This window comes from Rhodococcus sp. IEGM 1330 (assembly GCF_033142445.1).
GTDB lineage: Bacteria > Actinomycetota > Actinomycetes > Mycobacteriales > Mycobacteriaceae > Rhodococcoides.
This window is the reverse complement of record NZ_JAWLSB010000002.1, coordinates 122,594-146,497: the sequence shown is the minus strand read 5'-3', so window position 1 is coordinate 146,497 and position 23,904 is coordinate 122,594. Positions and strand designations below refer to the sequence as shown.

At 64.2% G+C, this 23,904-nt stretch carries 22 protein-coding genes and 2 pseudogenes; 8 read left to right on the top strand and 16 right to left on the bottom strand.

The features are described 5' to 3' along the window. Nucleotides 1-4: 4 nt before the first annotated feature. The gene (locus tag R4P57_RS05575) at nucleotides 5-694 is read left to right on the top strand and encodes a TetR/AcrR family transcriptional regulator (RefSeq protein ID WP_317801869.1); all 690 of its coding nucleotides are present in this window, start codon (nucleotides 5-7) and stop codon (nucleotides 692-694) included. A 118-nt stretch (nucleotides 695-812) separates the two neighbouring features. Then, entirely contained in the window at nucleotides 813-1,430 is a 618-nt protein-coding gene (locus R4P57_RS05570) for a YqgE/AlgH family protein (protein WP_317801868.1), read from the top strand. 69 nt (nucleotides 1,431-1,499) lie between these two features. Here the strand turns inward: R4P57_RS05570 and R4P57_RS05565 are convergent, their stop codons facing one another. Genes R4P57_RS05565 through R4P57_RS05550 form a run of 4 tightly spaced genes read right to left on the bottom strand, consistent with a single transcriptional unit; the run spans nucleotide 1,500 to nucleotide 5,298 of the window. Next, on the bottom strand, nucleotides 1,500-2,861 hold the full coding sequence (locus R4P57_RS05565; RefSeq protein ID WP_317801867.1) for a glutamate decarboxylase: 1,362 nt from the start codon (nucleotides 2,859-2,861) through the stop codon (nucleotides 1,500-1,502). A gap of 36 nt (nucleotides 2,862-2,897) precedes the next feature. After that, complete coding sequence (locus R4P57_RS05560; RefSeq protein ID WP_317801866.1) at nucleotides 2,898-3,899, bottom strand: bile acid:sodium symporter family protein; 1,002 nt, start codon at nucleotides 3,897-3,899, stop codon at nucleotides 2,898-2,900. A 9-nt stretch (nucleotides 3,900-3,908) separates the two neighbouring features. Further along, nucleotides 3,909-4,889 carry a DUF1648 domain-containing protein gene (locus R4P57_RS05555; RefSeq protein ID WP_317801865.1) on the bottom strand — a complete coding sequence of 327 codons (981 nt, stop codon included), beginning with the start codon at nucleotides 4,887-4,889 and terminating at the stop codon, nucleotides 3,909-3,911. A 4-nt stretch (nucleotides 4,890-4,893) separates the two neighbouring features. After that, on the bottom strand, nucleotides 4,894-5,298 hold the full coding sequence (locus R4P57_RS05550; protein WP_317802307.1) for an SdpI family protein: 405 nt from the start codon (nucleotides 5,296-5,298) through the stop codon (nucleotides 4,894-4,896). A gap of 68 nt (nucleotides 5,299-5,366) precedes the next feature. On the opposite strand from R4P57_RS05550, the gene leuS reads away from it, so the two are divergent. Then, a complete protein-coding gene (leuS, locus tag R4P57_RS05545; RefSeq protein ID WP_317801864.1) occupies nucleotides 5,367-8,189 on the top strand; it encodes a leucine--tRNA ligase in 2,823 nt (940 codons plus the stop codon). Nucleotides 8,190-8,262: 73 nt separating this feature from the next. On the opposite strand, the gene R4P57_RS05540 is transcribed toward leuS, so the two are convergent. After that, nucleotides 8,263-8,871 carry a hypothetical protein gene (locus R4P57_RS05540; protein WP_317801863.1) on the bottom strand — a complete coding sequence of 203 codons (609 nt, stop codon included), beginning with the start codon at nucleotides 8,869-8,871 and terminating at the stop codon, nucleotides 8,263-8,265. Nucleotides 8,872-8,947: 76 nt separating this feature from the next. Continuing rightward, nucleotides 8,948-9,373 carry a pyridoxamine 5'-phosphate oxidase family protein gene (locus R4P57_RS05535; protein ID WP_317801862.1) on the bottom strand — a complete coding sequence of 142 codons (426 nt, stop codon included), beginning with the start codon at nucleotides 9,371-9,373 and terminating at the stop codon, nucleotides 8,948-8,950. An 88-nt stretch (nucleotides 9,374-9,461) separates the two neighbouring features. Here R4P57_RS05535 and R4P57_RS05530 point away from each other — a divergent pair, with 88 nt between their 5' ends. Further along, nucleotides 9,462-10,187 carry a molybdopterin-dependent oxidoreductase gene (locus R4P57_RS05530; RefSeq protein ID WP_317801861.1) on the top strand — a complete coding sequence of 242 codons (726 nt, stop codon included), beginning with the start codon at nucleotides 9,462-9,464 and terminating at the stop codon, nucleotides 10,185-10,187. Further along, nucleotides 10,171-10,779, top strand: coding sequence for a cytochrome b/b6 domain-containing protein (locus R4P57_RS05525; protein ID WP_317801860.1), 609 nt, complete (start codon nucleotides 10,171-10,173; stop codon nucleotides 10,777-10,779). The genes R4P57_RS05530 and R4P57_RS05525 overlap by 17 nt, the downstream gene beginning before the upstream one ends. 8 nt (nucleotides 10,780-10,787) lie before the next feature. On the opposite strand, the gene R4P57_RS05520 is transcribed toward R4P57_RS05525, so the two are convergent. The 3 genes from R4P57_RS05520 to R4P57_RS05510 form a co-directional block, all read right to left on the bottom strand. After that, nucleotides 10,788-12,221: a hypothetical protein gene (locus tag R4P57_RS05520; RefSeq protein ID WP_317801859.1), complete on the bottom strand. Its 1,434-nt coding sequence runs from the start codon at nucleotides 12,219-12,221 to the stop codon at nucleotides 10,788-10,790. 128 nt (nucleotides 12,222-12,349) lie between these two features. Then, nucleotides 12,350-14,224, bottom strand: coding sequence for an ATP-binding protein (locus tag R4P57_RS05515; RefSeq protein WP_317801858.1), 1,875 nt, complete (start codon nucleotides 14,222-14,224; stop codon nucleotides 12,350-12,352). Nucleotides 14,225-14,270: 46 nt separating this feature from the next. Then, a complete protein-coding gene (locus R4P57_RS05510; protein ID WP_317801857.1) occupies nucleotides 14,271-15,458 on the bottom strand; it encodes a TetR/AcrR family transcriptional regulator in 1,188 nt (395 codons plus the stop codon). Between the two features lie 284 nt (nucleotides 15,459-15,742). Here R4P57_RS05510 and R4P57_RS05505 point away from each other — a divergent pair, with 284 nt between their 5' ends. After that, on the top strand, nucleotides 15,743-16,117 hold the full coding sequence (locus tag R4P57_RS05505; protein WP_317801856.1) for a helix-turn-helix transcriptional regulator: 375 nt from the start codon (nucleotides 15,743-15,745) through the stop codon (nucleotides 16,115-16,117). A gap of 365 nt (nucleotides 16,118-16,482) precedes the next feature. Here the strand turns inward: R4P57_RS05505 and R4P57_RS05500 are convergent, their stop codons facing one another. The 5 genes and pseudogenes from R4P57_RS05500 to R4P57_RS05485 all read right to left on the bottom strand — a co-directional run bounded on the left by R4P57_RS05500 (nucleotide 16,483) and on the right by R4P57_RS05485 (nucleotide 18,674). Then, on the bottom strand, nucleotides 16,483-16,950 hold the full coding sequence (locus R4P57_RS05500) for a GNAT family N-acetyltransferase (RefSeq protein WP_317801855.1): 468 nt from the start codon (nucleotides 16,948-16,950) through the stop codon (nucleotides 16,483-16,485). A 43-nt stretch (nucleotides 16,951-16,993) separates the two neighbouring features. Beyond that, nucleotides 16,994-17,308, bottom strand: a pseudogene (locus R4P57_RS05495) (IS110 family transposase); the annotation flags it as partial. Further along, a pseudogene (locus R4P57_RS26790) lies at nucleotides 17,268-17,354 on the bottom strand (IS110 family transposase); the annotation flags it as partial. The pseudogenes R4P57_RS26790 and R4P57_RS05495, both read right to left, overlap by 41 nt. Before the next feature lie 122 nt (nucleotides 17,355-17,476). Then, nucleotides 17,477-18,145, bottom strand: coding sequence for an SDR family oxidoreductase (locus R4P57_RS05490; protein ID WP_317801854.1), 669 nt, complete (start codon nucleotides 18,143-18,145; stop codon nucleotides 17,477-17,479). Nucleotides 18,146-18,158: 13 nt separating this feature from the next. Next, entirely contained in the window at nucleotides 18,159-18,674 is a 516-nt protein-coding gene (locus R4P57_RS05485; RefSeq protein WP_317801853.1) for a DinB family protein, read from the bottom strand. Nucleotides 18,675-18,782: 108 nt separating this feature from the next. Between R4P57_RS05485 and ggh the strand changes: the two genes are divergently transcribed. Next, nucleotides 18,783-20,120 carry a glucosylglycerate hydrolase gene (gene ggh / locus R4P57_RS05480; protein WP_094638385.1) on the top strand — a complete coding sequence of 446 codons (1,338 nt, stop codon included), beginning with the start codon at nucleotides 18,783-18,785 and terminating at the stop codon, nucleotides 20,118-20,120. 9 nt (nucleotides 20,121-20,129) lie between these two features. Here the strand turns inward: ggh and R4P57_RS05475 are convergent, their stop codons facing one another. Further along, a complete protein-coding gene (locus tag R4P57_RS05475; RefSeq protein ID WP_317801852.1) occupies nucleotides 20,130-20,816 on the bottom strand; it encodes a thioesterase domain-containing protein in 687 nt (228 codons plus the stop codon). Between the two features lie 194 nt (nucleotides 20,817-21,010). On the opposite strand from R4P57_RS05475, the gene R4P57_RS05470 reads away from it, so the two are divergent. Further along, nucleotides 21,011-21,721: a glycoside hydrolase family 25 protein gene (locus R4P57_RS05470; RefSeq protein WP_411742321.1), complete on the top strand. Its 711-nt coding sequence runs from the start codon at nucleotides 21,011-21,013 to the stop codon at nucleotides 21,719-21,721. A 113-nt stretch (nucleotides 21,722-21,834) separates the two neighbouring features. On the opposite strand, the gene R4P57_RS05465 is transcribed toward R4P57_RS05470, so the two are convergent. Next, nucleotides 21,835-23,892 (bottom strand): PhoX family phosphatase, encoded by a 2,058-nt coding sequence (locus R4P57_RS05465; RefSeq protein WP_317801851.1) that lies wholly within the window; start codon nucleotides 23,890-23,892, stop codon nucleotides 21,835-21,837. Nucleotides 23,893-23,904: the final 12 nt, after the last annotated feature.

Sequence of the window (23,904 nt, the reverse complement as noted above, 5' to 3'; positions counted from 1 at the left end):
TGCCATGGCGAGCACTCCCCGCACCCGAGCCCGCGCGCAGACCCTGGCCGACATCACGCGCATCGGACGCGAGCACCTGGCCGCCGACGGCGCGGCGGCCCTGTCGTTGCGCGCTGTCGCGCGGGACCTCGGGGTCGTGTCCTCCGCCGTCTACCGCTACGTCGCCAGCCGCGACGAACTGTTGACCCTGCTGGTCGTCGACGGATACACCGAGCTCGGCGACACCGTCGACGCAGCGGTGGCCGCGGCAGACGGACCCAAGGAGAAGTTTCTGACTCTCGGCCGGACGGTTCGGAAATGGGGATTGCGGGAGCCGGCGCGCTACGCGTTGCTGTTCGGCAGCCCGGTGCCCGGCTATCACGCGCCCGCGGAGCAGACCACCGGGCCGGGCACCCGGGTGATCACCACGTTGGTGGCCGTCCTCCACTCGGCGTGGCAGATCCGTCGGCCGGACGTCGAGGCCGATCCGTCCGAGCTGTCGTCACTGCACGGAAGCTTCGAGGACATCCGTGCGGAGATGGAGATGGATCTGCCCGACGGACTGATAGCACTGGGAGTCATGGTGTGGGCGTCGCTGTTCGGGGCCATCAGCTTCGATGTGTTCGATCAGTACGGTGCTACGACCTTCGCCAGCAGGGACGACTTGTTCGAGTACCAGTTGGGATTGTTGACGAAGATCGCGGGGCTCGATTAGGGGCAGGGCGGGAGTGGAGCCGGCGGAACGACCCATGAGGCGGGAGTGGAGCCTGCGGAACGACCCACGAGGACTGGCCGCATCGCTTGCGCCACATCCGCGGGTGCGCGGTGCCACAATGACTAGCGTGGCAGCGCATGCGGAGGAACCCGAGGACCAGACGGCGTCGGCCTTGCGCGATGTCCGTCCCGGCAGTCTGTTGGTGTCGTCCATCGAACTCGTGGAGCCCACGTTTCGGCGCACCGTCATCTACATCATCGAACACAACGACGCGGGCAGCCTCGGTGTCGTGATCAACCGTCCCAGTGAGACCGCGGTGCAGAACGTACTGCCCAACTGGTCCGAGCTGGCAGCCAAGCCGCAGGCGCTGTACGTCGGTGGCCCGGTCAAGCGCGATTCGGCCCTGTGCCTGGCGACGCTGCGGACCGGCGTGTCGATCGACGGCGTTCCCGGTCTGCGACGCGTCGACGGCCGAGTGGTGTTGGTCGATCTCGATTCCGATCCTGCCGATATCAGTCCATTCGTCGAGGGTGTGCGTATCTTCGCCGGATATTCGGGCTGGACGTTCGGCCAACTCGAAGGCGAACTCGACCGCGACGACTGGATGGTGGTGTCGGCCTTGGCATCCGACGTGATCGGCCCGCCGCGGATCGACCTGTGGGCGCATGTACTTCGTCGCCAGCCGATGCCGTTGGCGTTGCTGGCATCTCATCCGATCGACGTCGACCGAAACTGAGTGCGGCTGCGCCGCAGTGGTGTGGTCAAGTGCCGCCCAGGGCACTCAACCGCACCACTGCCGCAGGCACTAATGCGCGAAGGGTCGAGCCTGGGAATGCCCGCCCGCTTTGAGTCCGGCGATCACGTCGTCGATGGCGATGCACAGCATGCGGCCCAGGTCCGCGCTGAAGCCTTCTCGGACGACGATTCTGAGTACGGCGACGTCGGTTGCGTTGTCGGGCATCGTGTATGCCGGCACCTGCCATCCGCGCGCACGTAGTTCGTGGGAGACGTCGAAGACGGTGAAACCGCAGTCTGCTTTCAGCATGAACGACAGCACCGGGATGGCCGATCCGTCGGTGATCACCTCGATGTCGGGATGCTTGTCGAGGTGTCGGCTCACGCGTACGGCCGTGTCGCGCAATGCTTTCATGATCTCGGTGTAGCCGGATCGACCGAGGCGCAGGAAGTTGTAGTACTGCCCGATCACCTGGTTGCCCGGCCGGGAGAAGTTCAACGTGAAGGTGGGCATGTCTCCGCCGAGGTAGTTGACTCGGAAGACGAGGTCCTCGGGGAGGTCTTCCTTGCTTCGCCAGACGGCGAATCCTATTCCCGGATAGGTCAGTCCGTACTTGTGCCCGCTGGCGTTGATGGACTTGACGCGAGGTAGTCGGAAATCCCATTCGAGTTCCGGGTACAGGAACGGTACGACGAATCCGCCACTGGCCGCGTCGACGTGTACCGGTACGTCGGGCCCGCCGCTCGATGCGATCCGGTCGAGTTCTGCGCAGATCTCCTGTACCGGTTCGAGTTCTCCGGTGAACGTGGTGCCGAGGATGGCGACGACGCCGATGGTGTTCTCGTCCAATGCATCCCGAACCTGTTCCGGGGTGATGACGTAGCGTCCGCGTTCGACGGGTAGGTATTTGGGCTCCACGTCGAAGTAGCGGCAGAACTTCTCCCACACCACCTGAACATTGCTGCCCAGCACCAGGTTCGGGGTGCCGGTACCCGCTCCCCCGGCCCGCCAGCGCCACTTGAGTGCCAATCCGGCCAGCATGACGGCTTCACTGGATCCGATGGTCGACACGCCCGTGGCCGACGACGGGTCCTCCCGGTCGAGTCCGGGCGCGTGGAACAGATCGGCGACGATGTTGACGCAACGTTCCTCGATGGCGGCGGTGGACGGATACTCGTCCTTGTCGATCATGTTCTTGTCGAATGTCTCCGCCATGAGTCTTTCGGCCTGTGGATCCATCCACGTGGTGACGAACGTCGCCAGGTTCAGGCGCGAGCTGCCGTCGAGCATCAGTTCGTCGTGGATGTAGCGGTAGGCGGCTTCGGGATCGAGCTGATCCTCGGGAAGTCTCAGTGCGGGTACAGGATTGGTGGCGAGCCGGCCGGTGTAGGCCGCAGAGACGATACCGTCGGCATGGATTTTCCTGGTCATCGTCTACTCCCGTGATCGGCTCGAGTGACACCCAATCTAGTCCGCGGCGCTGCCCACCGGGGTCTGTTCCGATTCCGGTCGGCGCGCGAAATGCTGGGCGATCACGGTGCACACCATCAGCTGAATCTGGTGGAAGATCAACAGCGGCAGCACGATCAGTCCGACGGGTTGGCCGACGAACAGCACCGCTGCCATCGGTAGCCCGCTGGCCAGGCTCTTCTTGGATCCGCAGAACAGCAGCACCACCCGATCTTCGAAGGTGAAGCCCAACCACTTGCCTCCGTACCAGGTGAGCGTCAGCACCAGCGCGAGCAACGCAGCGGACACCGCCACGACGACGCCGATGCGCCACACCGCCACCGAGGACCACACGTTCTGGTTCATCGATTCGCTGAATGCGGCGAAGACGACCAGCAGGATCGAACCCCGGTCGACGAGTTTCGTCGGCGCGCTGTGCCGGGTGAGCCACCCCGTCACCCAGGGCCGGATCAGCTGACCGACGGCGAACGGGAGCAACAGTTGGACCACGATGTCGAGGATCGAGCCGGGATCGATGGTCACGGAACCGGTCGTGGTCATCAGCGCGATCACCAGCAGCGGGGTGACGAACACGCCGATGATGTTGGAGAACGAGGCGCTCACCACCGCACCGGCGACGTTGCCGCGGGCGATGGACGTGAAGGCGATCGAGGACTGCACGGTCGAGGGGACCAGGCAGAGAAACAGCATTCCGGTGTAGAGGTCGTCACTGATCACGCCGGGCACGAGGATCCGCAGGGCGAGCCCGAGCGCTGGGAACAGCAGGTACGTGCACGCCAGAATCACCGAGTGCAGCCGCCAGTGTTTGACGCCGTTCCAGGCGTCGCGGGGCGAGAGCCGCGCGCCGTAGATGAGGAACAGCAGTGCGATGGCGATGCGCGTGACCCAGCCCAGTACGTCCTCCGCTGTGCCGGTGGCCGGGAAGAGGCTCGCCAGCGCTGCGACCGCGAAGATGCCCAACAGGAAAGGATCCAGCACGGTGTCCCGCAACAACTTCACTCGGCTAACTTAATCCACCGTGGCGCTGCGAGTGCGGGCGGTCAAGGTGTTGAGCGTGCCTGCGATCTTCTTCGCGTCGGCAGAACCGATGGTGAGCCGGTCTCCGTTGGCGAACGTGACAAAGGCTGCTGGGCCGGCGTCGGTGGCGACGGCGTAGTTGCCGCGTCCCTTGGCCCGCAGACCCCAACCGCCGAACTCCTTCGAGGGATCGACCGCCCGAACCGATGCGCCGGTGATCTCGTCGATGTCGTAGTCGAAGGCCGCCATGCCCAGGCTCGAGACGAAGAGGCCGTCGCTGTCGATGTGCACGGTGAAGCGCAGCAGCGACAGAATCAGAATCGTCAGTGGGGCGAACAGGAAGATCGGCCACAGTGAACTGGACAGGTAGCACGTCAGAGCGGCCCCGGCCAGGGACACTGCCACGACGGTGATGCCGGCGATGCGACTGGCACCGACGTGGACCACCAGGGGCAATTCGGGACTGCACCGTGGGAGATCGGAGTGCGGCGGCGACGTGGCCACGACGCGTTCGCGGTGGTCGCGCAGCCTCGATGCGCCGAACAGCCCGACCGCGAAGCCGACGACGGTCCCCACCGCCATGGCCCAACCGGGGATGGTGACGCTCTGCGCGGTCGCCATGTCCAGTTCGCGAACAAGTGTCGCGATCTGCAGAACACCGATCGTCCCGACGACTGTCAGCCCGATGATCAGCATCGTGCGACGCATGATCAGCAGCACCCGAGCCAACGACGCGACGGCACTGCACCCGCCGCCCACCAGCACGATCACGATCGCGAGAGTCCAGGCGTTGGAGAGCGGGTTGGAGAAGTCGTCCGGTTCGGTGCCGCTGAAGTGAGTGGCGACCTCCTCGGGCAGACGGCCTTGCCACAGGTACGCCAGGACGAGTCCGAGCGCGGCTACCGCAAGGGGGACGACAACGCCGAAGACGACCCCGGCCGGGTCGAACGTGCGTAGTGCCTTCGCCTTCATCTGCTCAGCTCGGCTGGCAGGCGTCCTTGAGGCTGCACGAGATGCACGAGCTTCCGCATCCGTCCGCCTCGGCGGGTGGCGGAACGGCCGCTGCTGCGCGGGCTCCGATGGATCCGCCGGCTGCGGCGATGAACAGCGCGGCCACGAGGGCGACGACGACTGCGACGACGGCGGCGATGCCGCTCAGTGCGAGAGCGGCCACTGCGCCGATGGCCAGCACCAGCGCCGATGCGGCGGTGGTGGGACCGGCGACGCGATTGGCGAGGGTGAACGTCTCGTCGTCACGCATGGCCTCGGCGGTGCGGACACCGGCGAAACGGTTGCGTGGGAGCCGACCCAGCAGCGACGCGACTGCGACAGCGCCGACGACGAGGGCGAGCACGAACAACACAACCGAGACGATGACCACCTGGCCAGGATACGGCGCAGTGAGGTCCTGGTACCAGGCGGGCCGCGTCACACTTTAGGCTGGTAGGTGTGACCGATTCCGTTGAAGCACCCACCGAGTCCGCCCCCGAGTACCGCTACACAGCCGAACTCGCCGGGCGCCTCGAGGAGCAGTGGCAGGACCTGTGGGAGACGCAGGGCACTTTCGACGCGCCCAACCCGGTCGGAACCCTCGCCGGAGACGTCCCGAAGGACAAGCTGTTCGTGCAGGACATGTTCCCGTACCCCTCGGGCAGTGGGCTGCATGTCGGTCACCCCCTCGGCTACATCGCCACCGACGTTTTCGCGCGGTATCACCGCATGCAGGGTCGCAACGTGCTGCACGCCCTGGGCTACGACGCGTTCGGTCTGCCGGCCGAGCAGTACGCCGTGCAGACGGGCACGCACCCGCGCAGCACCACCGAGGACAACATCACCAACATGCGACGCCAATTGCGTCGGCTGGGTCTGGGGCACGATCGCCGACGGTCCCTGGCGACGACGGACGTCGACTTCTATCACTGGACGCAGTGGATCTTCCTGCAGATCTTCAACTCGTGGTTCGACGCGGACCTCAATAAAGCGCGGCCCATCGCGGAACTGGAGGCGGCCTTTGCTTCCGGTGAGCGGACCCTGGACGACGGGCGCTCGTGGGAGACGCTGACCGTCGGTGAACGCCGCGAGGTGATCGACGGCTTCCGTCTGGTGTACGAGTCCAACTCGATGGTCAACTGGTGCCCCGGCCTGGGGACGGTGCTCGCCAACGAGGAGGTCACCGCCGACGGACGCAGCGACCGCGGAAACTTCCCGGTGTTCCGAAAGAACCTGCGGCAGTGGATGATGCGGATCACCGCGTACTCCGACCGCCTGGTCGACGACCTCGAGTACCTGGATTGGCCCGAGAAGGTCAAGACCATGCAGCGCAACTGGATCGGGCGATCCCGCGGTGCGCAGGTCTCGTTCTCGAACATCGAGGTGTTCACCACCCGCCCGGACACCCTGTTCGGCGCGACGTACGTGGTGCTCGCCCCCGAGCACGAACTGGTCGACGGGTTGGTTGCTCCCGAGTGGCCTTCGGACGTTTCCGACAAGTGGACCGGCGGAGCCGCCACCCCCGCGGAAGCCGTTGCTGCATACCGCGCGTCGATCGCCGCCAAGTCGGATCTGGAGCGGCAGGAGAACAAGGAGAAGACCGGCGTCTTCATCGGCGCGTACGTGAGCAACCCGGTCAACGGTGAGCAGGTGCCGGTGTTCATCGCCGACTACGTTCTGACGGGCTACGGCACCGGCGCGATCATGGCCGTTCCCGGACACGATGCACGCGACTGGGAGTTCGCCACCGCGTTCGGTCTGCCTGTGCACGAGGTTATTTCGGGCGGAGACGTCACCGAGGCGGCATACGTCGGCGACGGCGGCTTGGTGAACTCCGACTTCCTGGACGGTCTGCCGGTGGACGAGGCCAAGGCCGCCGTCATCGCGCGGTTGGAAGCAGACGGCACCGGCCGCGGCACCATTCAGTACAAGCTGCGCGACTGGCTGTTCGCTCGCCAGCGCTACTGGGGTGAGCCGTTCCCGATCGTCTGGGACGCCGAGGGCAACCCACACGGCCTGCCGGATTCTGCTCTGCCGGTGGAACTTCCGGAGGTCGAGAACTACGCACCGGTCTCGTTCGATCCCGACGACGCCGGCTCCGAGCCGTCCCCGCCGCTGGCCAAGGCCAGCGAATGGGTGAAGGTCGACCTGGATCTGGGCGACGGGTTGCAGACCTACACCCGCGACACCAACGTCATGCCGCAGTGGGCCGGTAGTTCCTGGTACCAGCTGCGCTACATCGACCCCACCAACTCCGAGGCTTTCGCGGACCCGGAGAACGAAAAGTACTGGGTCGGACCGCGTCCGGAGATCCACGGACCCAACGATCCGGGCGGGGTCGATCTCTACGTCGGTGGCGTCGAGCATGCGGTGCTGCACCTGCTGTACTCGCGCTTCTGGCACAAGGTGCTGTTCGACCTGGGTCACGTCAGCTCGAGTGAGCCGTACCGTCGTCTGTACAACCAGGGCTACATCCAGGCTTTCGCGTTCACCGATGCTCGCGGCGTCTACGTGCCCGCGGCCGAGGTGATCGAGCGCGACGGCGGCTACTTCTATCAGGACCAGCCCGTGAACCGTGAATACGGCAAAATGGGTAAGTCCCTGAAGAACTCGGTCTCCCCCGACGAGATCTTCGCCGAGTACGGTGCCGACACCCTGCGCTTCTACGAGATGTCGATGGGGCCGCTGGACACCTCACGGCCGTGGGCGACGAAGGACGTCGTCGGCGCGCAGCGGTTCCTGCAGCGTGTCTGGCGACTGGTGCTCGACGAGGTGACCGGCGAGGTCCGGGTCACCGATGCCAAGCCGACCGAGGACACCCTGCGTGTGCTGAACCGGGTGATCGACGGCGTGCACGCGGATTACGCTGCGCTGCGCGACAATACGGCCGGTGCCAAGCTCATCGAGCTGACCAACCACATCACCAAGGCCTACCCCGACGGTGCCCCGCGCGGGGTCGTCGAGCCACTGATTCTGATGCTCGCTCCGCTGGCGCCGCACCTGTCCGAGGAACTCTGGGGCAAGCTGGGTCACGAGAAGTCGTTGGCGCACGGGCCATTCCCGCGCGTGGAGAAGAAGTGGTTGGTCGCCGATACCGTCGACTACCCCATCCAGGTCAACGGCAAGGTCCGCAGCCGCATCACGGTGCCTGCCGATGCGACGAAGGACGACGTCGAGAAGACGGCACTGGCCGACGAGAAAATCGTCGCCCTGCTCGACGGCAAGGCCCCGACCAAGATCATCGTGATCCCGGGTCGAATGGTGAACATCGTTCTGAAGTAGCTCCCGCCGAACTCGAAGTCATGGATGAAAATCTCGCGATTTCCGTCCATAGCTTCGAGTTCGCGGATGGCGGTCAGCGCGTGCGCCGTCGTACCGACCACACCCCGAGAGCCGACGCCGCAGCGGCAGCGATGAGGCCGACTACCCAGGGTGCGTAGTTTGTGTGATCTGGACTCTGTTCGGCTGCAACAACTTCTGGTGGCGTGGGCTCGGTGATCGGGCGAGGTTGCCCGAACACCGATATCGCCGACTCGACCGAGACGCGGTCGCTGGCGAGACTGGTTCCGCCACAGGAACCTGCAGACCACGCAGCTCCGTCCGTGTTTTCCGCTCGTGCGACTACGAGGTACTCGGTTCCGACGGTAAATCCCGCGCCACACGCAGTCGTTTCGGTGGCGGTGGACACAGTGGTGATGGGTTGGACTTGCCCGTCGAGAATCCCGGAGACGTCGAATTCCACGATGTCGACGCTGTAACCCTGGGCATCACTGCCTGTCGTCATTGAGGTCGGGGTCCCGAGAAACACCGCTCCCTTTCCGGCCAGCTCGGCGAAGACCTGTGGGGTCTTCTCGTAGCTCATCGGTACGGCGCAGTCACATGCAGACGCAGTTCCAGGCGCGGCCACCGCAAATGCGGCACTACCCACCAGCACGAGCATCGCGGTCATCAGTCGTCCGAACATGGGCACATCCTCCGCCGAACTCGAAGTCATGGACGGATATCGCCCACAATTCGTCCCCAGTTTCGAGTTCGACGCGTCAGATCGCGCCCAGATCGGCCGACAGCCAACGCTCCGGCTGCAGGTAGAACACCACGCTTTCCTCGTGCTCGCTGTTCGCCATCTCGAGATAGCCGTCGACCTTCTCCGGCGGCAGGTAGCGCGCAGCCATGGCGCGCAGGAGGTCCGGAGTGCACGGCTCCTCGCGAGTGACCGGACCCTCGACGGAGACGTATCTGATGGTCGGATTCGACTGCTCGATCATGAGAGTGAATCGACCTGCAGCCCTGATCAATTCGGCCTTCCTCGACGTCTTCCCGGTGAGAACCCAGGCCTGGCCACCAGGTGTGTAGTCGTACCAGATGGGGACGGTCAACGGACCACGATCCGGGCCCGCGGCGACGGACAGGGCGGCGACGTGAGACTCGGCCAGAAATTCTTCGCGTTCTGCCTTCGACAGTGCCATGTCTCCACGGTATGACTTCAGGCGTCGAACTTCCAGACTTCGAGCATCGCCAGGTGACGGATCGGCGTCGAGCGTGGACAGTGGAGGGATGTCGATCGACGAGCGAGGGATTCCGGGCAGGCCCGTGGGTCGTCGAGTCGTGCTCGGCCTGCTGGCAGCCGGTGCCGCGGGCATCGTGGGCGGCGGGGCAGTGCAGAAGGGGTTGGCGTCCGTTCTCGGCCCACTCGGCAATCACGATCCGACGGGATTGATCGGACTGATTCCCGTCGGGAACAACTTTCGGTTCTACTCGGTGACGCAGGGCGCGCCGCGTAAAGACGAGAACTCCTACGCCCTGACGGTGGGCGGTTCCGTCGACACACCGCGCACGTTCACTCTGCAGGACCTACGTTCGATGCCGCAGACGTCGTTGGTGCGTGACTTTCAGTGCGTCACGGGATGGCGAGTACCCGAAGTTGGCTGGAGCGGAGTGCGTTTGGCCGATATTATCGATGCCGTCGGACCCACCGCGTCGGCGAACTCCCTTCGCTTCACCTCGTTCGACGGGACCTATACGGAGAGTCTGACGCTCGAGCAGGCACGTCGGGACGACGTCCTGATTGCGCTGACGATGTTGGACGGTCCGGTGACCCACGACCACGGCGGGCCCGTTCGGCTGTTCGTCGCCTCGATGTACGGCTACAAGAGCATCAAGTGGCTCGGCGGGATCGAGCTCACCGACAACGTGGTGCCGGGCTATTGGGAGAATCGTGGATACGACATCGACGCATACGTCGGCGAATCGAACGGGCGTCGCGATGACCCAACGGGCTGAGCTCGCGCGATTCGGACGGGTCGAACGATACGTGCACTGGGCTGTCGGGATCTTGGTGATCGTCTGCATCGTCACCGCCGCGATCCTGTACATCGGGTCGCTCGCAGTGCTCGTCGGGCACCGCCCGATCGTGGAGTTCGTCCACGTGTGGTCGGGCTTCCTCCTTCCGGTTCCGTTGATCGCCGGTGCGATATCGAAGGGCTACCGACGGGACATGGAGCGCCTCAACAGATTCGTCGACGACGACTGGAAGTGGTTGCGTTCCAAGGCCCGTCGCCTCGGCGCGGTGGGGGTCGGTAAGTTCAACGCCGGCCAGAAGCTGAACGGCGCGCTCAGCGGTGGATCGATTCTAGTGCTGCTGTTGACCGGTGCGGTGATGTATTTCCAGAACTGGAGCCCGCTGAACTGGCGGATCGGCGCGACATTCGTGCACGATTGGTTCGCACTGGGATTCGGCCTTCTGGTGGTCGGTCACATCACGTATGCATGGCGAGATACCGAGGCCATGCGCGGCATGACGGAGGGTGTCGTCACGCGAGAGTGGGCCCAGCGCGAGCATCCGGAATGGGTGGACGATCACCGAGGTGGCTGAAACGGCGACTACGGTTGCTGGTCGATCGACTTCTGCTTTCCTCCGGTGACGAAGCCGGCGGAGCGGAACGGCCGTAGGCGCACGACGGGTTCCGCGTCGTGACCCTTCTGGTCGTGCACGATGCGGTACTCCGCGCTCAATTGTCGAAGGCTGGCGATGGACAGCTGCCGGAGTTGTTCGGCAGTATCGGGATCGGATTCCAGTGTGGGCCGAAGCTCAGCGTCGAGCGTCAATGTCTGGCGCTGTTCGCTGTCGGTCTCGCAGCGAGCGATGAACCGTCCCGTCAATCGTGTTGCCAGAGAGATGTGTTCGACGGCCGGTCGGAAGTAGTCGGGATAGATGTTGACGGCACTGTAGATGGCGGCGACGTCGGTTCGTCCGAACACCGACAGGTAGTGAGCATTCGGGTCGACGTCCTGCGCGAGAGCGGGATATCCGGAGCCGACGAGTCGGTCGCGGACGGCGCTGCCGACGAAGACTTCTCCTCGGTCGTTCACTCGATAGCGCACCAGCGGTAGTACGCCGCCGACTGTGAAGAGTAGGTACCCGTCGGGGTCGACTTCGATGTAGGTGAACTCGGGTCGATACTGCACGAATGCGGGTTGCTGGACGACATCTCCTTCGGTGTACTCGGTACCGAACATCGCGCGGTTCAATGCCGAATCCTCAGCTGCCGCTGAGCGTATGGCAATCGTGGCTGCCGTTTCGTAGCCGACGAATCCAACGTCGGTTGCTCCGTAGACCACGCGTACCCGGTCTCCGTCGGGGTCGCCTAGCATGCCGTGGACGAGGGAGCGCCATGCTTCGCTGACGGGTTCACCGCCGACGATGATCACGACGTCGTGCCGTCGAAGCAGTTCGCCGTGAGTGTCGAGGAGGTCTCGGGCGATCGGGGGATACGCGAAGATGACGATCTGCTGATATCCATCTGCGGCCTCCGACACCACCTCCGCAATGACGTCGGGATCCATGCCGGGGGTCGCTATCGAGAGCCGGTGACCACGCTTTCGGAGTTCGAGCAACATGGCGTACATGAAGGCACCTCCGATGTACGGACCGAGTGGGAACGTCACGAGCGCGAGAGTCGTTCGCTGTTCGGTGTGTGCACATTCCCGCAGCACGTGCCCGAACATCGCTGCTCCGTGATCGGTGCTCCGCTGTCCGCGTGACCAGAAGGTCGGGGTTCCCGACGATCCGGCGCTGCTCGCGATGGTCTCGACTTCTTCGGGCCCGCCGGCCTGCAGATCGGCAAGGATGTTGGTTCGTCGGTAGGTGTCCTTCGAGGTGGTCGGCAATTGAGCGAGGTCGGTCATCGTGGCGATCGCGTCGATCTCGATTCCGTGCTCGGCCAGGAGACGGCGATACGCGGGCACAGCGAGTGCGATGGACTGGACGAGCCGGAGAGCCGTGTGTGTTGGGTCGTGCCGATCTGCCGGGTTCATGGCCTGACCTTTCGATCATGTCCACCGCCGGCCAGGCGGTGGACGGGAATCACGTTGGGGAACGGTGTGATTCGATCGTGTGGCGTGTCTGTTCGACGTCTCGAGAAACTCGGAACTGGCGACGAACATCACTGACCTGCGGATCCGCCATGCCCATCCCTGGCATGGCGGGCATCGTCGGCCTCCTGAGCCGCGGCAACATAGGCGTCGTGCAACCGTGTGAGGTCGAAGCGCTCACCGATGGTTTCTCCGTGGGCATCGATGTCGGCGCAGAGCGTTCTTCCAGGTGCGCTCCAACTCGAGCCGGCTTTCAACCGATAGAACGCAGATCGGGAAATGCTGAACAAGATACGGCCGAGATGATCGTCGTCTTTGCTGCCGGCGGCGCGTCGAATCGCACGGTAGGCCTCGTCTGTGGCGCGTTCGAGATCACCCCGCCGTGCCTCCACGCGGTGCAGAGCGCGAACGAGGCGCTCTTGGTACGCGGTGAGTTCCTCAGGTCCCCTCGCATTCGGCGGATGAATCGAGCGGTCGTGAGGTGACAGTATTTCGTGAAATGTACCTGTTCCTATGCCCCGGGGAATGATGTTCAGCCGGTGGCCGAAATCTCTTGCGCGCTCGGCGAATTGCCGCGAGTCCAGCAACGGCAGGGTCGTAAGGTATCGACGCAGCTGGTTGTCGGCGATCGCAGCGAACATGTCGGTGGTGAGCTCGAGTATTGCCGGATGATGCGCCCACGCGGTCATGGCAATCGAGATCGGATATGGACGCCCGGTGCGGATGAGCGTCTGACAACTCGCACGGACGGCGGGTCTGGCAAGCAGATCTGCTCCCAGGATGATCAAGGTTTGTTCGACCACGGCACCGACCAACAGATCGTCGGGCGTCTGTGCAACACGAGCGATCAATCTCGGCAGTTCGTCTTCGGCACCCCTGTTGGCGAGCCCATTGGCGGCGGCAAACTCGAAGAACGTTTGATGGAGAAACCGGGCACGATTGTCGGTTGTGATCAGTACGCCGCGCCGAGTCAGTGCCCGCACATGTCTGCGCAGGACCACGTCGTCGTATGCATGGTCCGCCGATGCGGCGACCTGCGCCGCGCGTCGAACGACGACGTCGACGGGTGGTTCGGGTGTTCCCAACGCGAGCATGGCGATCGCCAGAAACCCGGCACTGGCAGAGAGGTCGTCGGAGTCCTCAGCCGGTACCTCCGGTCCGGAGCGGTGATCGCTGACGATACGGCGCGACCAGAACAGGTTGTAGAGGCCGGAGACGTCGAGTTCGAGCTGAGGAAAATGTGGTGCCGACAACGAGAACAGAAGTCTGAGCAGCAAGGGGCTGGTGCACACGTCGTCGACGAGAGCACCACGGTCCAGGGCGGACTGGACCGCCGAGACCGGATTCGCAGGCATCACCGAGTCGTCGGCGATGAATTCGACGGTCAATGCCTCGATCGCGGTCGGAAGTTCGGAGTTCGAGGAGAACGGCCCGAGGGTGATCCTGTGCCCCAGGTTCGCGGGAAGGCTTTGTCCTTCGAGCGGCCTGGTCGTCAGAACTACAGGGACTGCCATCCGCGCGAGCACTGTGACAAGGTCGATGATGTCGTGACGAGCAGAGCGGCTGTGCAGCATCAGGTCCGCGGTGTCGAGCAGCAGTATTGCGCCCGTTCGACCGGTGATGGCCGAGATAATCTCATCGGTCGAGGCTGTGCGGATGCCGTCGTCTCCAGGATGGAGCCAGGTAGCCGAGACCAGTACCGGATGGAGCCCCTGCCCCTGTAGCGCTCGGTGCAGCGACCACAGCAGTGTCGATTTTCCGTGCCCGGCTTCACCGACGACGATCTGCGGCTCGGATCCCAGTACCGTGCGTCGAAGCAACGCGGCCTCGATATCGCGACTCACATACCAGGTGCCGTCGTCTCCGGATCCGACTTCGATGTCGTTGAGCAGGTGCTGCGACAGTCGTGCCAATCGACCCCAGTGCGTGGGATCCACTTCGGTCACACTCACCTCGCCACGCCGCAGGCACGGGCGCGGTGGTGCGGCACCCTTATGGGGTCCTTGTTGCGATGCCGGGCATGAGCAGTCGGAGAACGCCGTCGGCAACGTCGATTGCCGTTTCGTTCGGCCGCGTCAAGCATCGAAACAGCACGTTGTTGGTCAGCATGACTGCCGCCTCGATCGTCGGTGCTTCATCGCTGAACACGCCCGTTTCGCGTCCCCGTTCGAGGATCGGGACCACAGCAGAGGGAAGGAAGAGGTTTTCCAGAACTGTGGTGACGGTGTTGGGCTGCTGGAACTGCTCGAAGCTCAAGGCGAGCAGCATCCCGGAACTCATGGCTCGGTTGTCGATCACGAATTCGCCTACCTCGATCAGAGTGCGGCGCAATGCGACAGCGGGTTCGATGCCGAGACGCTCGTCGGCTCGACGTAATCGCAGGACTCGATCGAATTTCGGTTTCAGCGCGGCGACGATGATGTCGACTTTGCTCGGGAACAGCCGTCGAAGGTCGTCGACTCGGAGGCGTGCGGCTGCCGCGATGTCAGCGAGTGTGACGAGAAAGTATCCGTTGTCGACGAACAGAGCTTCCGTTGCGGTGATCACGTCGGCCTCGAGGTCTGGCCGTAGAGCGTCGGAGTCGTCGGAAGGATATGCCGGTTCGGGGTCGGATGCTTGTCGATCGGAATGCAGTGGATCGATCGCCCACCGCAGGATCGAGGTAGTCGCTGCGGCGATGTCGTCCCCGGAGAAGGAACCGGGAGTCAGCATCTCTCGTAGTGCGAGTCCGTCGAGCAGAGCTCCGATGACAGTGGAGAGGGAGGTCAGTGACATCGGTTGGCGGACGGACCCGCCCTGAGCTTGGATAGCCTGACCCACCTTGGTGCGCAGGTCGGCATCCAGTCGCTCGAATTCGGGGGTGACGGCTTTGCGCGCCCCGTCGTGGTTGGTAGCGAGCAGGGTGGCGACCAGGCGCCTCCGCATCAGGCCGGAGGTCAGGTCCTCGAATAGCGCGGACACCGGTGCGGCCGCGTCTCGAAGCCCGGCAGGCGGGTCGGTGTGTGCAGTGCCGCTGTAACTCACGGTGAGGTTGTCGAGCAGATCCGCCACAAACGCCTCTTTGCCGCCGGAACCTCCGCTGCGGGAGTTGCCGGGGTAGGTGTTGTGGAACGTTTGATGCGACAGCCCAGCACCGTCGACTACCGCCGAGATGGACAGCGACCGGGCCAGATCGGTCATGTCCACTTCGTTCAGGAGTCGGTATCCGGCGTGCAGAAATTGTTCACGCGGGACAGACCTAGGGTTCAACGTCAACCGCCTTCACTGGACTTCACAGCACCTGAATGGATCACGAACTATAGCAATTCAGTGACCGAGCCTGCTTGGTTTAGTTTCGACTAAATCCCTGTGTAGACGAAACACTCAAATCGACAATTTTCTCGAATTGGTTTGTGTTGCAGGGTGTTCACCGGCCGTGGTCCGATACACATCGGCCTCAAGGCCGGTATCTCGAGGAGGATCAGATGGTGTTGATCGATCATCGACCCCAAGTCCAGACGCGCGTCTCGGCACCCGGGACAGTGCGCAACCCCCTCGGCCCGAGGCCGCCTGTCACCCGCTCCACTCTTGCGCCGGGGCGAGTCCATGGCCAACGACCAGTGCCGACGTACGCGTCACCCGGACTGACCGAGCGTGAAGTTGTAGTCCTGAAGGTCTGGTTGAACTGCGACTCCAAAGTCGAAGTCGGTGCTCGCCTCCACATCGCGCTGGGAACCGTCAATACCCACCTGACACGAATTCGGGACAAATATTCCCGCGTCGGTCGGGCTGCGCCGACGAAGGCGGCACTCGTCGCCAGGGCTCTGCAAGACGGCATAGTGAAACTCGACGATCTCTGAGCGACGGATGGGGTGGTCGTAGGAGCACATTGGCCCGTCACTGCACCGTTTTGAATCGTCGCCAAACTATCAATTGGTTGCGACTTTTACGGCGACCATAGCTCGAACTATCGAGCGTGCCGATTGCCTCTTCGAGGTCCGTCGCACCAGACGGCCGCATGGTATCAAGGTCCAATTCAGCAGGTAGTGAACCGCAGTCACAGAACAACCGAAAAAACTCGAGAACATCTCGACCCAACCGCATTCGCTGCCGCGCCGGGTACCCAATGATATTGAACACGACGAAAAATGCACGACGCCAATGACTTCGGGAAGCATCGGCACTTCGCGAAGGAAGACGTCCCAAGAGACAAGGATTGAGGGGGTCAGAGCTTCTTGCGCATCTTCACACTTGTGGTTTCATATCCGGCTGACTCGTACATCCCGCGCGCGACCGCATTGAAACCGAACACGCTGAGTCCCAGCGTCTGCGCACCCTTTGCCCGCGCATGGCCTTCGGCGAGCTGCATCGCTGTTCGCCCATAACCTTTGCCTCGGTGCTCTGGCTCGACCACGACATCCCAAACCCACCACGAGGTGTCGTCGTCCGAGTTGTCACGGCCAATCCAGAGGTACCCGACGATGTGGTCAGTGTCGTTGACGAGGTCGAACACAGTGTTTCCCGGGGTGGGAGTACCCGCTGGGAAAGCACGCTTGTACGCATCCCTGGCGTGCTCCTCAGCGGCGCGTGGCGTCTCACCTGTAGCGACCAGGTCCGTCTTGTACTCGGTCTGGCTCCGTTCCAGCCACGAGGGAAACCGTTGGGGGGTTATCGGGACAAGTGCGATCGACATGTCAGCAGTCTGACAGCGCCCCCGCGTCGGCCCTCGACAGCATTTACCAACACGCCCTGGGTCTGCCGTAAGCGGCGATCGTTTCCCAGTGACGTTGCTGCGCCGGTCGGTACTCGGTTCCGCTCGTCAGCATGGCGTGCAGGACGTTGCTGCGGCGTCGAGCGAGGCAGATGAGGGCGGCGCGGTGGTTCTTGCCTTCGGCTCGCTTTCGGTCGTAGTAGGTCCGGGAGATGGGGTCTTTCAGTGCGGCAAACGCCGAGAGGTGGATGGCGCATTTGAGTTTGGAGCTGCCACTGTGTTGTCGGTGCTCGCCTTTGACGGACGTTCCGGAGCGGTGTGCGGGCGGCATCAGCGATGATGAAGGCGTCTTTGGCGTCGGTCTTTTCGTTGCCGGGGTACAGGTCAGTCGGCCCGGCGCAATTTACATAGCCGATACCCTCGCACGTTCGTCGAATCGACGAACTACCAGACTTACGCCAAACCCTCTGTCGTGAGCGGAAACTCGACCCCTGCTACGAACTTCCGCTCACCTGGTGCGAAGCACCACTTCGGTGGGGTGAGCATCGGCAGGCGTGTCGATGGCATTGCGTACTGCACGGGCAACGGTGCTGGGCTGCAAGAACTTCGAGCCGTCGTACTCCCCACCCTCGTGCGCGACAATCTCCTGCTGCATCTCGGTGTCGATACGTCCGGGATGAATCGAGGTGACGCGAAGCTTTGGCTCCTCCAGTCGCAGTGCATCCCCGAAGGCCCGTAGCGCGAACTTGCTCGCCGCGTAGCCGCCCCAACCGGGGTTCGCGCGAATGCCGGCACCCGAATTGATCAGCACCACATGACCGTTCGCTTTCCGCAGCGCCGGTAGGAGCAGCCGGGTCAGCTCGACGACGGCGATGACGTTCACCTCGTACTGTCGCCGCCAGTCCTCCGCAGTCGACTCCTCGACGGTCCCCAGCGCCGCGACTCCGGCGTTGTGCACCAACACGTCCAGGGAATCGATGCCCGACGCGGCCGCCGCAACCGCGTCGGGATCGGTCAGCTCCACCGGCCACGGGGTGGATCCGGCCAGTTCCGACGCGATCGGCTCGAGAGACTCGGCCGATCGTCCCCCCAACAACACGTGGTGATCCGGGGCGAGCAGTCGGGCGATGTGGGCCCCGAGGCCGCGGCTTGCTCCGGTCACCAGTGCAGTAGGCATACCCCCAGATTAACTAGAAGCTCATCCCCGCCGCGGCTGCCCAGGTCTGTGTGGTGCTCGCACCGTCGAGTTCTTCGCGAATGATGTCTGCATGACCCGCGTGCTGGGAGATCTCGCGCAGGATGTGCAGCACCGTGAATCGTGCGCTTTGCCAGATGCGTTCGGGTGCCCAGGGTGCCGTCGGGACCGGGACCGACACATCGAGATCCAACGTCGAGAGGGCGTCGGTAGTCGAGCGCGCCACCTCTTCCCATTCGGTGATCAGTCCTGCGACAGTCTCGTCGTCCGCCATGAGGTATTCACCTCCGGCGGACGCCATGTCGAACTCGGCTGTCTCGTCGAGATCGGCGATCACCGCCATCCAGTGCCGTTCGTTGCTGATCACGTGATGCAGCAACCCGCCGAGAGTCAGTTCGCTGGCGGTGGTGCGGGTGCGCGCCTGCTCGTCGGTGAGTCCGCGGACGGTGATGAGAAAGTTCGCGCGCTGTTCGTCGAGCATCGTGGTGATGTCGGTGTTCTCGGTGGTCATCGTTTCCTCCTGGGTGGGCTGGTGAAACCCACACTAGGAACAATCGAGGACACGTTCGGTCCGCAATCGAAACGAGCGGAATCCCGCGTATGGACGCAAACTGTCTGCATGGGCGATCGAGGTTTCACTTCCACGCAGCTGGCGGCGCGCGCGGCATATCTGCTCAGGGGCAACGACCTGGGCACCATGACCAGCGCTGCCCCGCGGCTCTACCCGCACATGTGGAGTTGGGATGCGGCGTTCGTCTCCGTCGGACTGGCTCCGCTGAGCGTGGAGCGTGCCGTGGTGGAAATGGACACCTTGCTCTCCGCGCAGTGGAAGAACGGGATGATCCCGCACATCGTCTTCGCCAACGGTGTCGACGGCTACTTCCCCGGGCCGGCGCGGTGGGCAACCGGCACGCTCGCGTCGCATGCACCGATGAGCCCGCAGACCTCGGGGATCACCCAGCCGCCGGTCCACGCGATCGCGGTGCAGCGCATCCTCGATCACTCCAAACGCCACGGACGTACGACGCGTGCCGTCGCCGAGGAGTTTCTCGATCGCCGCTGGGGTGATCTGGTGCGGTGGCATCGCTGGCTCGCCCAGGCCCGCGATGTCGACGACAACGGGCGGATCGCGGTCTTCCACGGCTGGGAGTCGGGGATGGACAATTCGCCACGGTGGGATTCGGCCTACGCGAATGTGGTTCCGGGAGAGATGGATCCGTACTTCCGGGAGGACAAGGCGGTGATCTCCGATGCCTCTCAGCGGCCCAGCAATCTCGAGTACGACCGCTACATCTGGCTGGTGGAGGAGATGAAGCAGGTCGGGTACGACGACGATGCGTTGAAGACGAAGATGAGCTTCGCTGTCGAGGATGTGTTCGTCAGCGCCATCTTCGCGGTGGCATGCGATGTGCTCGCGACCATCGGCGAGGACCATTCGCGTCCCCACTCCGATGTTCGGGAGCTGCGGTCGTGGGCGGAGAAGTTCCGCAAGGGAGTCATCGCGACGACGGACGCGCGCTCCGGTGGGGCCCGTGACTTCGATCTGCGGACGGGCCAGTGGATCGGCACCGAGACCATCGCGATGTTCGCGCCGTTGCTGTGCGGCGGACTGCCCCGCGAGCAGGAGCGCAACCTACTTCGAATTTTCGAGGGCACTCGGTTCTGCGGGCACCCGGATCTGCGATATGCGGTTCCGCCGTCCACGTCCCCGGTGTCGAAGGATTTCCGTGCCCGTGAGTACTGGCGCGGGCCGGTATGGCCGGTGATGACGTGGTTGTTCTCGTGGGCGTTCGCCCGTCGTGGTTGGTCGGAGCGGTCACTGTCGTTGCGCGACGAAGGCTTGCGCCAAGCCAGCGACGGCAGCTTCGCCGAGTACTACGAGCCGTTCACCGGCAAGCCGCTCGGCAGCATGCAGCAATCCTGGACGGCCGCGGCCGTGCTGGACTGGCTGGGGTAGCGAGAAGCGTCAGCCGAGGTAGCTGTCGACGAGAGGACCGACGACGTCGAACGAGGTGGCGTCGGGCACGAGGTATTTGGCGACGGTGCCGCAGACGAAGGGATGCCACGCGGAACCGGAGTCGGTACCCAGGGACGAGACGGCCAGGATGTCACCGAAGTAGATGCCGGGCAGGTGGCGCTGAACGAGTTCGTCGTTGTGCGACGCGACGGCGAGCAGTTCCTCGACATGGCTGCGATCGATCTCGTCGCCCATGGCTGCGAGGAGATCTGCGCCCTCGGCGCGGGCCCGGACCGGGTCGCTGTCCAGCAGTGTCAGTGCGCCGACGGTGACGCCCCGGTGCTGCAGTTCGACGGCGATGGCGTGAGCGAGAACTCCGCCGAACGACATGCCCAGAAGGTGGACGGTGCCGTCGGTCTGGATGCGAGCGATGTCGTCGGCGTACTGCGCCGCCAGTGCCGCGAAGGATTCGGCGCGCTCACCGGACGCGGGAACCTGAACGCCGTAGATGGGGCGGTCGTCGTCGACGTGAGCTGCCAGGCCCGCGTAGCAATCGACCAGACCCACCAGGGGGTGGATGCAGAACACGGGGTCGAGGTGTCCGGTGGTTCGGATCGGCGCGATGGTCGGCACCGCGTAGTCGGACGGGTCGAGTTCCGTGAGAGCCAGATGCGATAGATCGTTCACGACAGTCATGGGTGCGCCTCCGAGCCAAGAGATGTAGTTCGTGTTTCCATTGGTTTGTTCGTGCCGACTCTGGGTATGTCGCTGTCGGCAGCGTGAGTGTTACCCACGTCTCATTACCGACGACTCAACCACGTCTGTGGACAGAACGCACTAGTGACTGTTCACCATTGAGTGCCCAGGTCCGGGCCTTTAATCTCACCCGGGTGGTCTTCTCCCGCACGTTGCGTGCCCTGTTCGGATTGTTCTCGGTCGGTGTCATCGCCTGTGCTGCGCCAGGGATTGCGTCCGCCGTTCCGCAGGGCCCGGACGTCTCGTCGTGGCAACACATCGACGGTACCGCGATCGATTGGCATGCCGTCAAGGCTGCAGGCCACGGATTCGCGATGGTCAAGGCCACCGAGGGTCTGGATTACGTCAACCCGTATTTCGTCGAGGATTCCATCGTCATGCGCACGGCGAACGTGGCGCGCGGGGCGTACCACTACGCCGATGTGACGCTCTCACCCGAGTTGCAGGGCGCGTACTACTCGGCGCTGGTGCTGGGGATCAACGGTCCGGGTGATCTGCCGCCGGTGCTCGACCTCGAAGATGCGAAGGGGAGGTCGCCTGCCGAGGTGATCGACTGGACGCACCGGTACCTAGATACCGTCCAGACGCTGACCGGCCGTCAGCCGACCATCTACACCTATCCGAACTTCTGGCGTACGGCGATGGCCGACACCCACGAGTTCAACAACTATCCGCTGTGGATTGCCGACTACGACGACGAGCTGGGGCCGCTGCCCGGAGGATGGACCAACTGGCTGTTCTGGCAGTTCACCGACCGCGGCACGATTCCCGGAATCGACGGGCGCACCGACATCAATCACTATGCGGGCACACCGGAGTCGCTGCGGGGCCTCGCTCGTTGGTGACGCCTGTCCACCTGTAAGTCTCGCAACCACACCGGTAGCCGAGAACGGAAAAGCGCCCGCAGTCGACTGCTTTCGACTACGGGCGCCTTCGGTTCATTGCCGATCCTGAGTTGCTACGCCGACTTCCACACTGCGACGACGGAGGGCCGCGGCTGGGTGTCGCCGCCGTCGGGCCAATGCGAGATCGGTGCGTCGGCGGTGGCGTCGTCGCTTTCGCCCGGGTGCTGCACGCACACCACGACCCGCTCGTCGGAGACGATGGGGCCGCAGGTCTCACCGCCCGCGGGAACCGTCAGGAACTGGCGGGTCTCACCTCGGCGCGGGCCGTCGAGCACCACGGCGAACAGGCCGTCGTTGGAGTCGAGGGCGTTGCCGTCGGTGGAGACCCACAGGTTGCCCTTCGAGTCGAACGCCAGGTTGTCGGGGCACGAGATGGGGCTGACCTGACTCTTGTCGAAGCCGCCGAAGTACGTGTCGGCCTCGTTCGGGTCACCGCACACCAGCAGCAGGTTCCAGGTGAACGACGTGCCCGCGTGGTCGTCGTCGATCTCGAGCACCTGGCCGTTCTTGTTGGTGTTGCGGGGGTTGGCCTCGTCGGCCGCGGCCTTGCCTTCGGTGCCTCGGTTGGTGTTGTTCGTCAGCGCGACGTAGACCTTGCCGGTCACCGGGTTGGGCTCGAAGTCCTCCGGGCGGTCCATCTTGGTCGCGCCCACCTTGTCGCCTGCCTGGCGGGTGAACACCGCGACCTCCTCGGCCGACATGCCGTCGACCAGCGACGTGCCGCGGCCGTCCTCGCCGGTCTCGAGCAGCGGGATCCACGTTCCGGTGCCGCGGAACTCGCCGTTGGCGGGCAGGGTGCCCGAGCCGTCGATCTCGTCGGGAGTGTCGCCGGTGAGTGTCGCGACGTACAGCGTGCCCGCGTCCAGCAGCGTCAGGTTGTTGCGCATCGCTGCCGCACCGGTGCCGGGCATCATCTTGCGGCTCGAGACGAACTTGTACATGTAGTCGAAGCGCTCGTCGTCACCGCTGTAGGCGACGACGGTGCCGTCGTCGGTGACGTAGATGGTGGCGGCTTCGTGCTTGAAGCGTCCCAGCGCGGTGTGCTTGATCGGAGCCGACTGCGGATCCCACGGGTTCACCTCGACGATGTACCCGAATCGGTTGGCCTCGTTGGGCTCCTGAGCGAGGTCGAAGCGCTTGTCGAAGGTCTCCCACTTGCGATCGCTGGCGGCACCCTCTATGCCGTAGCGGGCGAGCCGCTCGGCGGCGACGGTTTCGGTGACCGTCTCCGCGTTGCCGAAGTACTGGTTGAAGTTCTCTTCGCCGGAGAGCACCGTGCCCCACGGCGTCAGACCGCCCGAGCAGTTGTTGAAGGTGCCGAGCACGCGGGTGCCCGTCGGGTCGACGCTGGTCTTGAGGAAGTCGCTGCCCGCGGCGGGGCCGGTGACGACGAACTCCGTGGTACCGGTGATGCGACGGTTGTATCGGCCCATCGCTGGGGTGAGCTTGCCCGAATTACCCTCGCCCTGAACCTGAACCACCGTCAGGCCGTGTGCCGCGAGCGCAATGTCGAACTGCTCGCGCGTCGGCTTCTCCGCGTCGTAGCCCTTGAACATCGCCGGCTCGGTGGTGTACTCGTGATTGACCGCCAGCAGGAAGGCGTTGGGCGTGCCTTCCACCGGAAGCAGGCCGGCGAAGTCGTTGTTGAAGCCGAACTGCATCGCCTGCGCGGCAGCGGTCTGGTTGTCGAAGTCGAACGCCGGAGCGCCTTCGACCACCGGATCGCCCCAGCGGATCACGACGGCCTGCTCGTGGCCCTCGGGTACCACGACGGCGTCCTCGGTGTTCGGTTCCACCGCAACGAAATCCACGCCGTCGACGGGCGGGGTATCGGCACCCGACGTGCTCGAGGTTCCGCTTCCGGTGGTGGCGGGCTCGTCGGTCGAGCACGCCGCGAGAGCGCTACCGGCGCCCACGGCGAGCACCGCCATGGCACCGCCCTTGATCACACCGCGCCGCGACATCGCGGTCTTGACGATGTCGCCGAAGTATTCACCCTTCGAAGTGTTGGGAACCTCGTGGAAACACGCATCCGCGCACTTGTACTTGCACGTCAATGTTGATCGCTTGGAGCTTCCGTCGTGAACCGCGAACAAGGGTAGTGGCTTCATGACACGGCACGC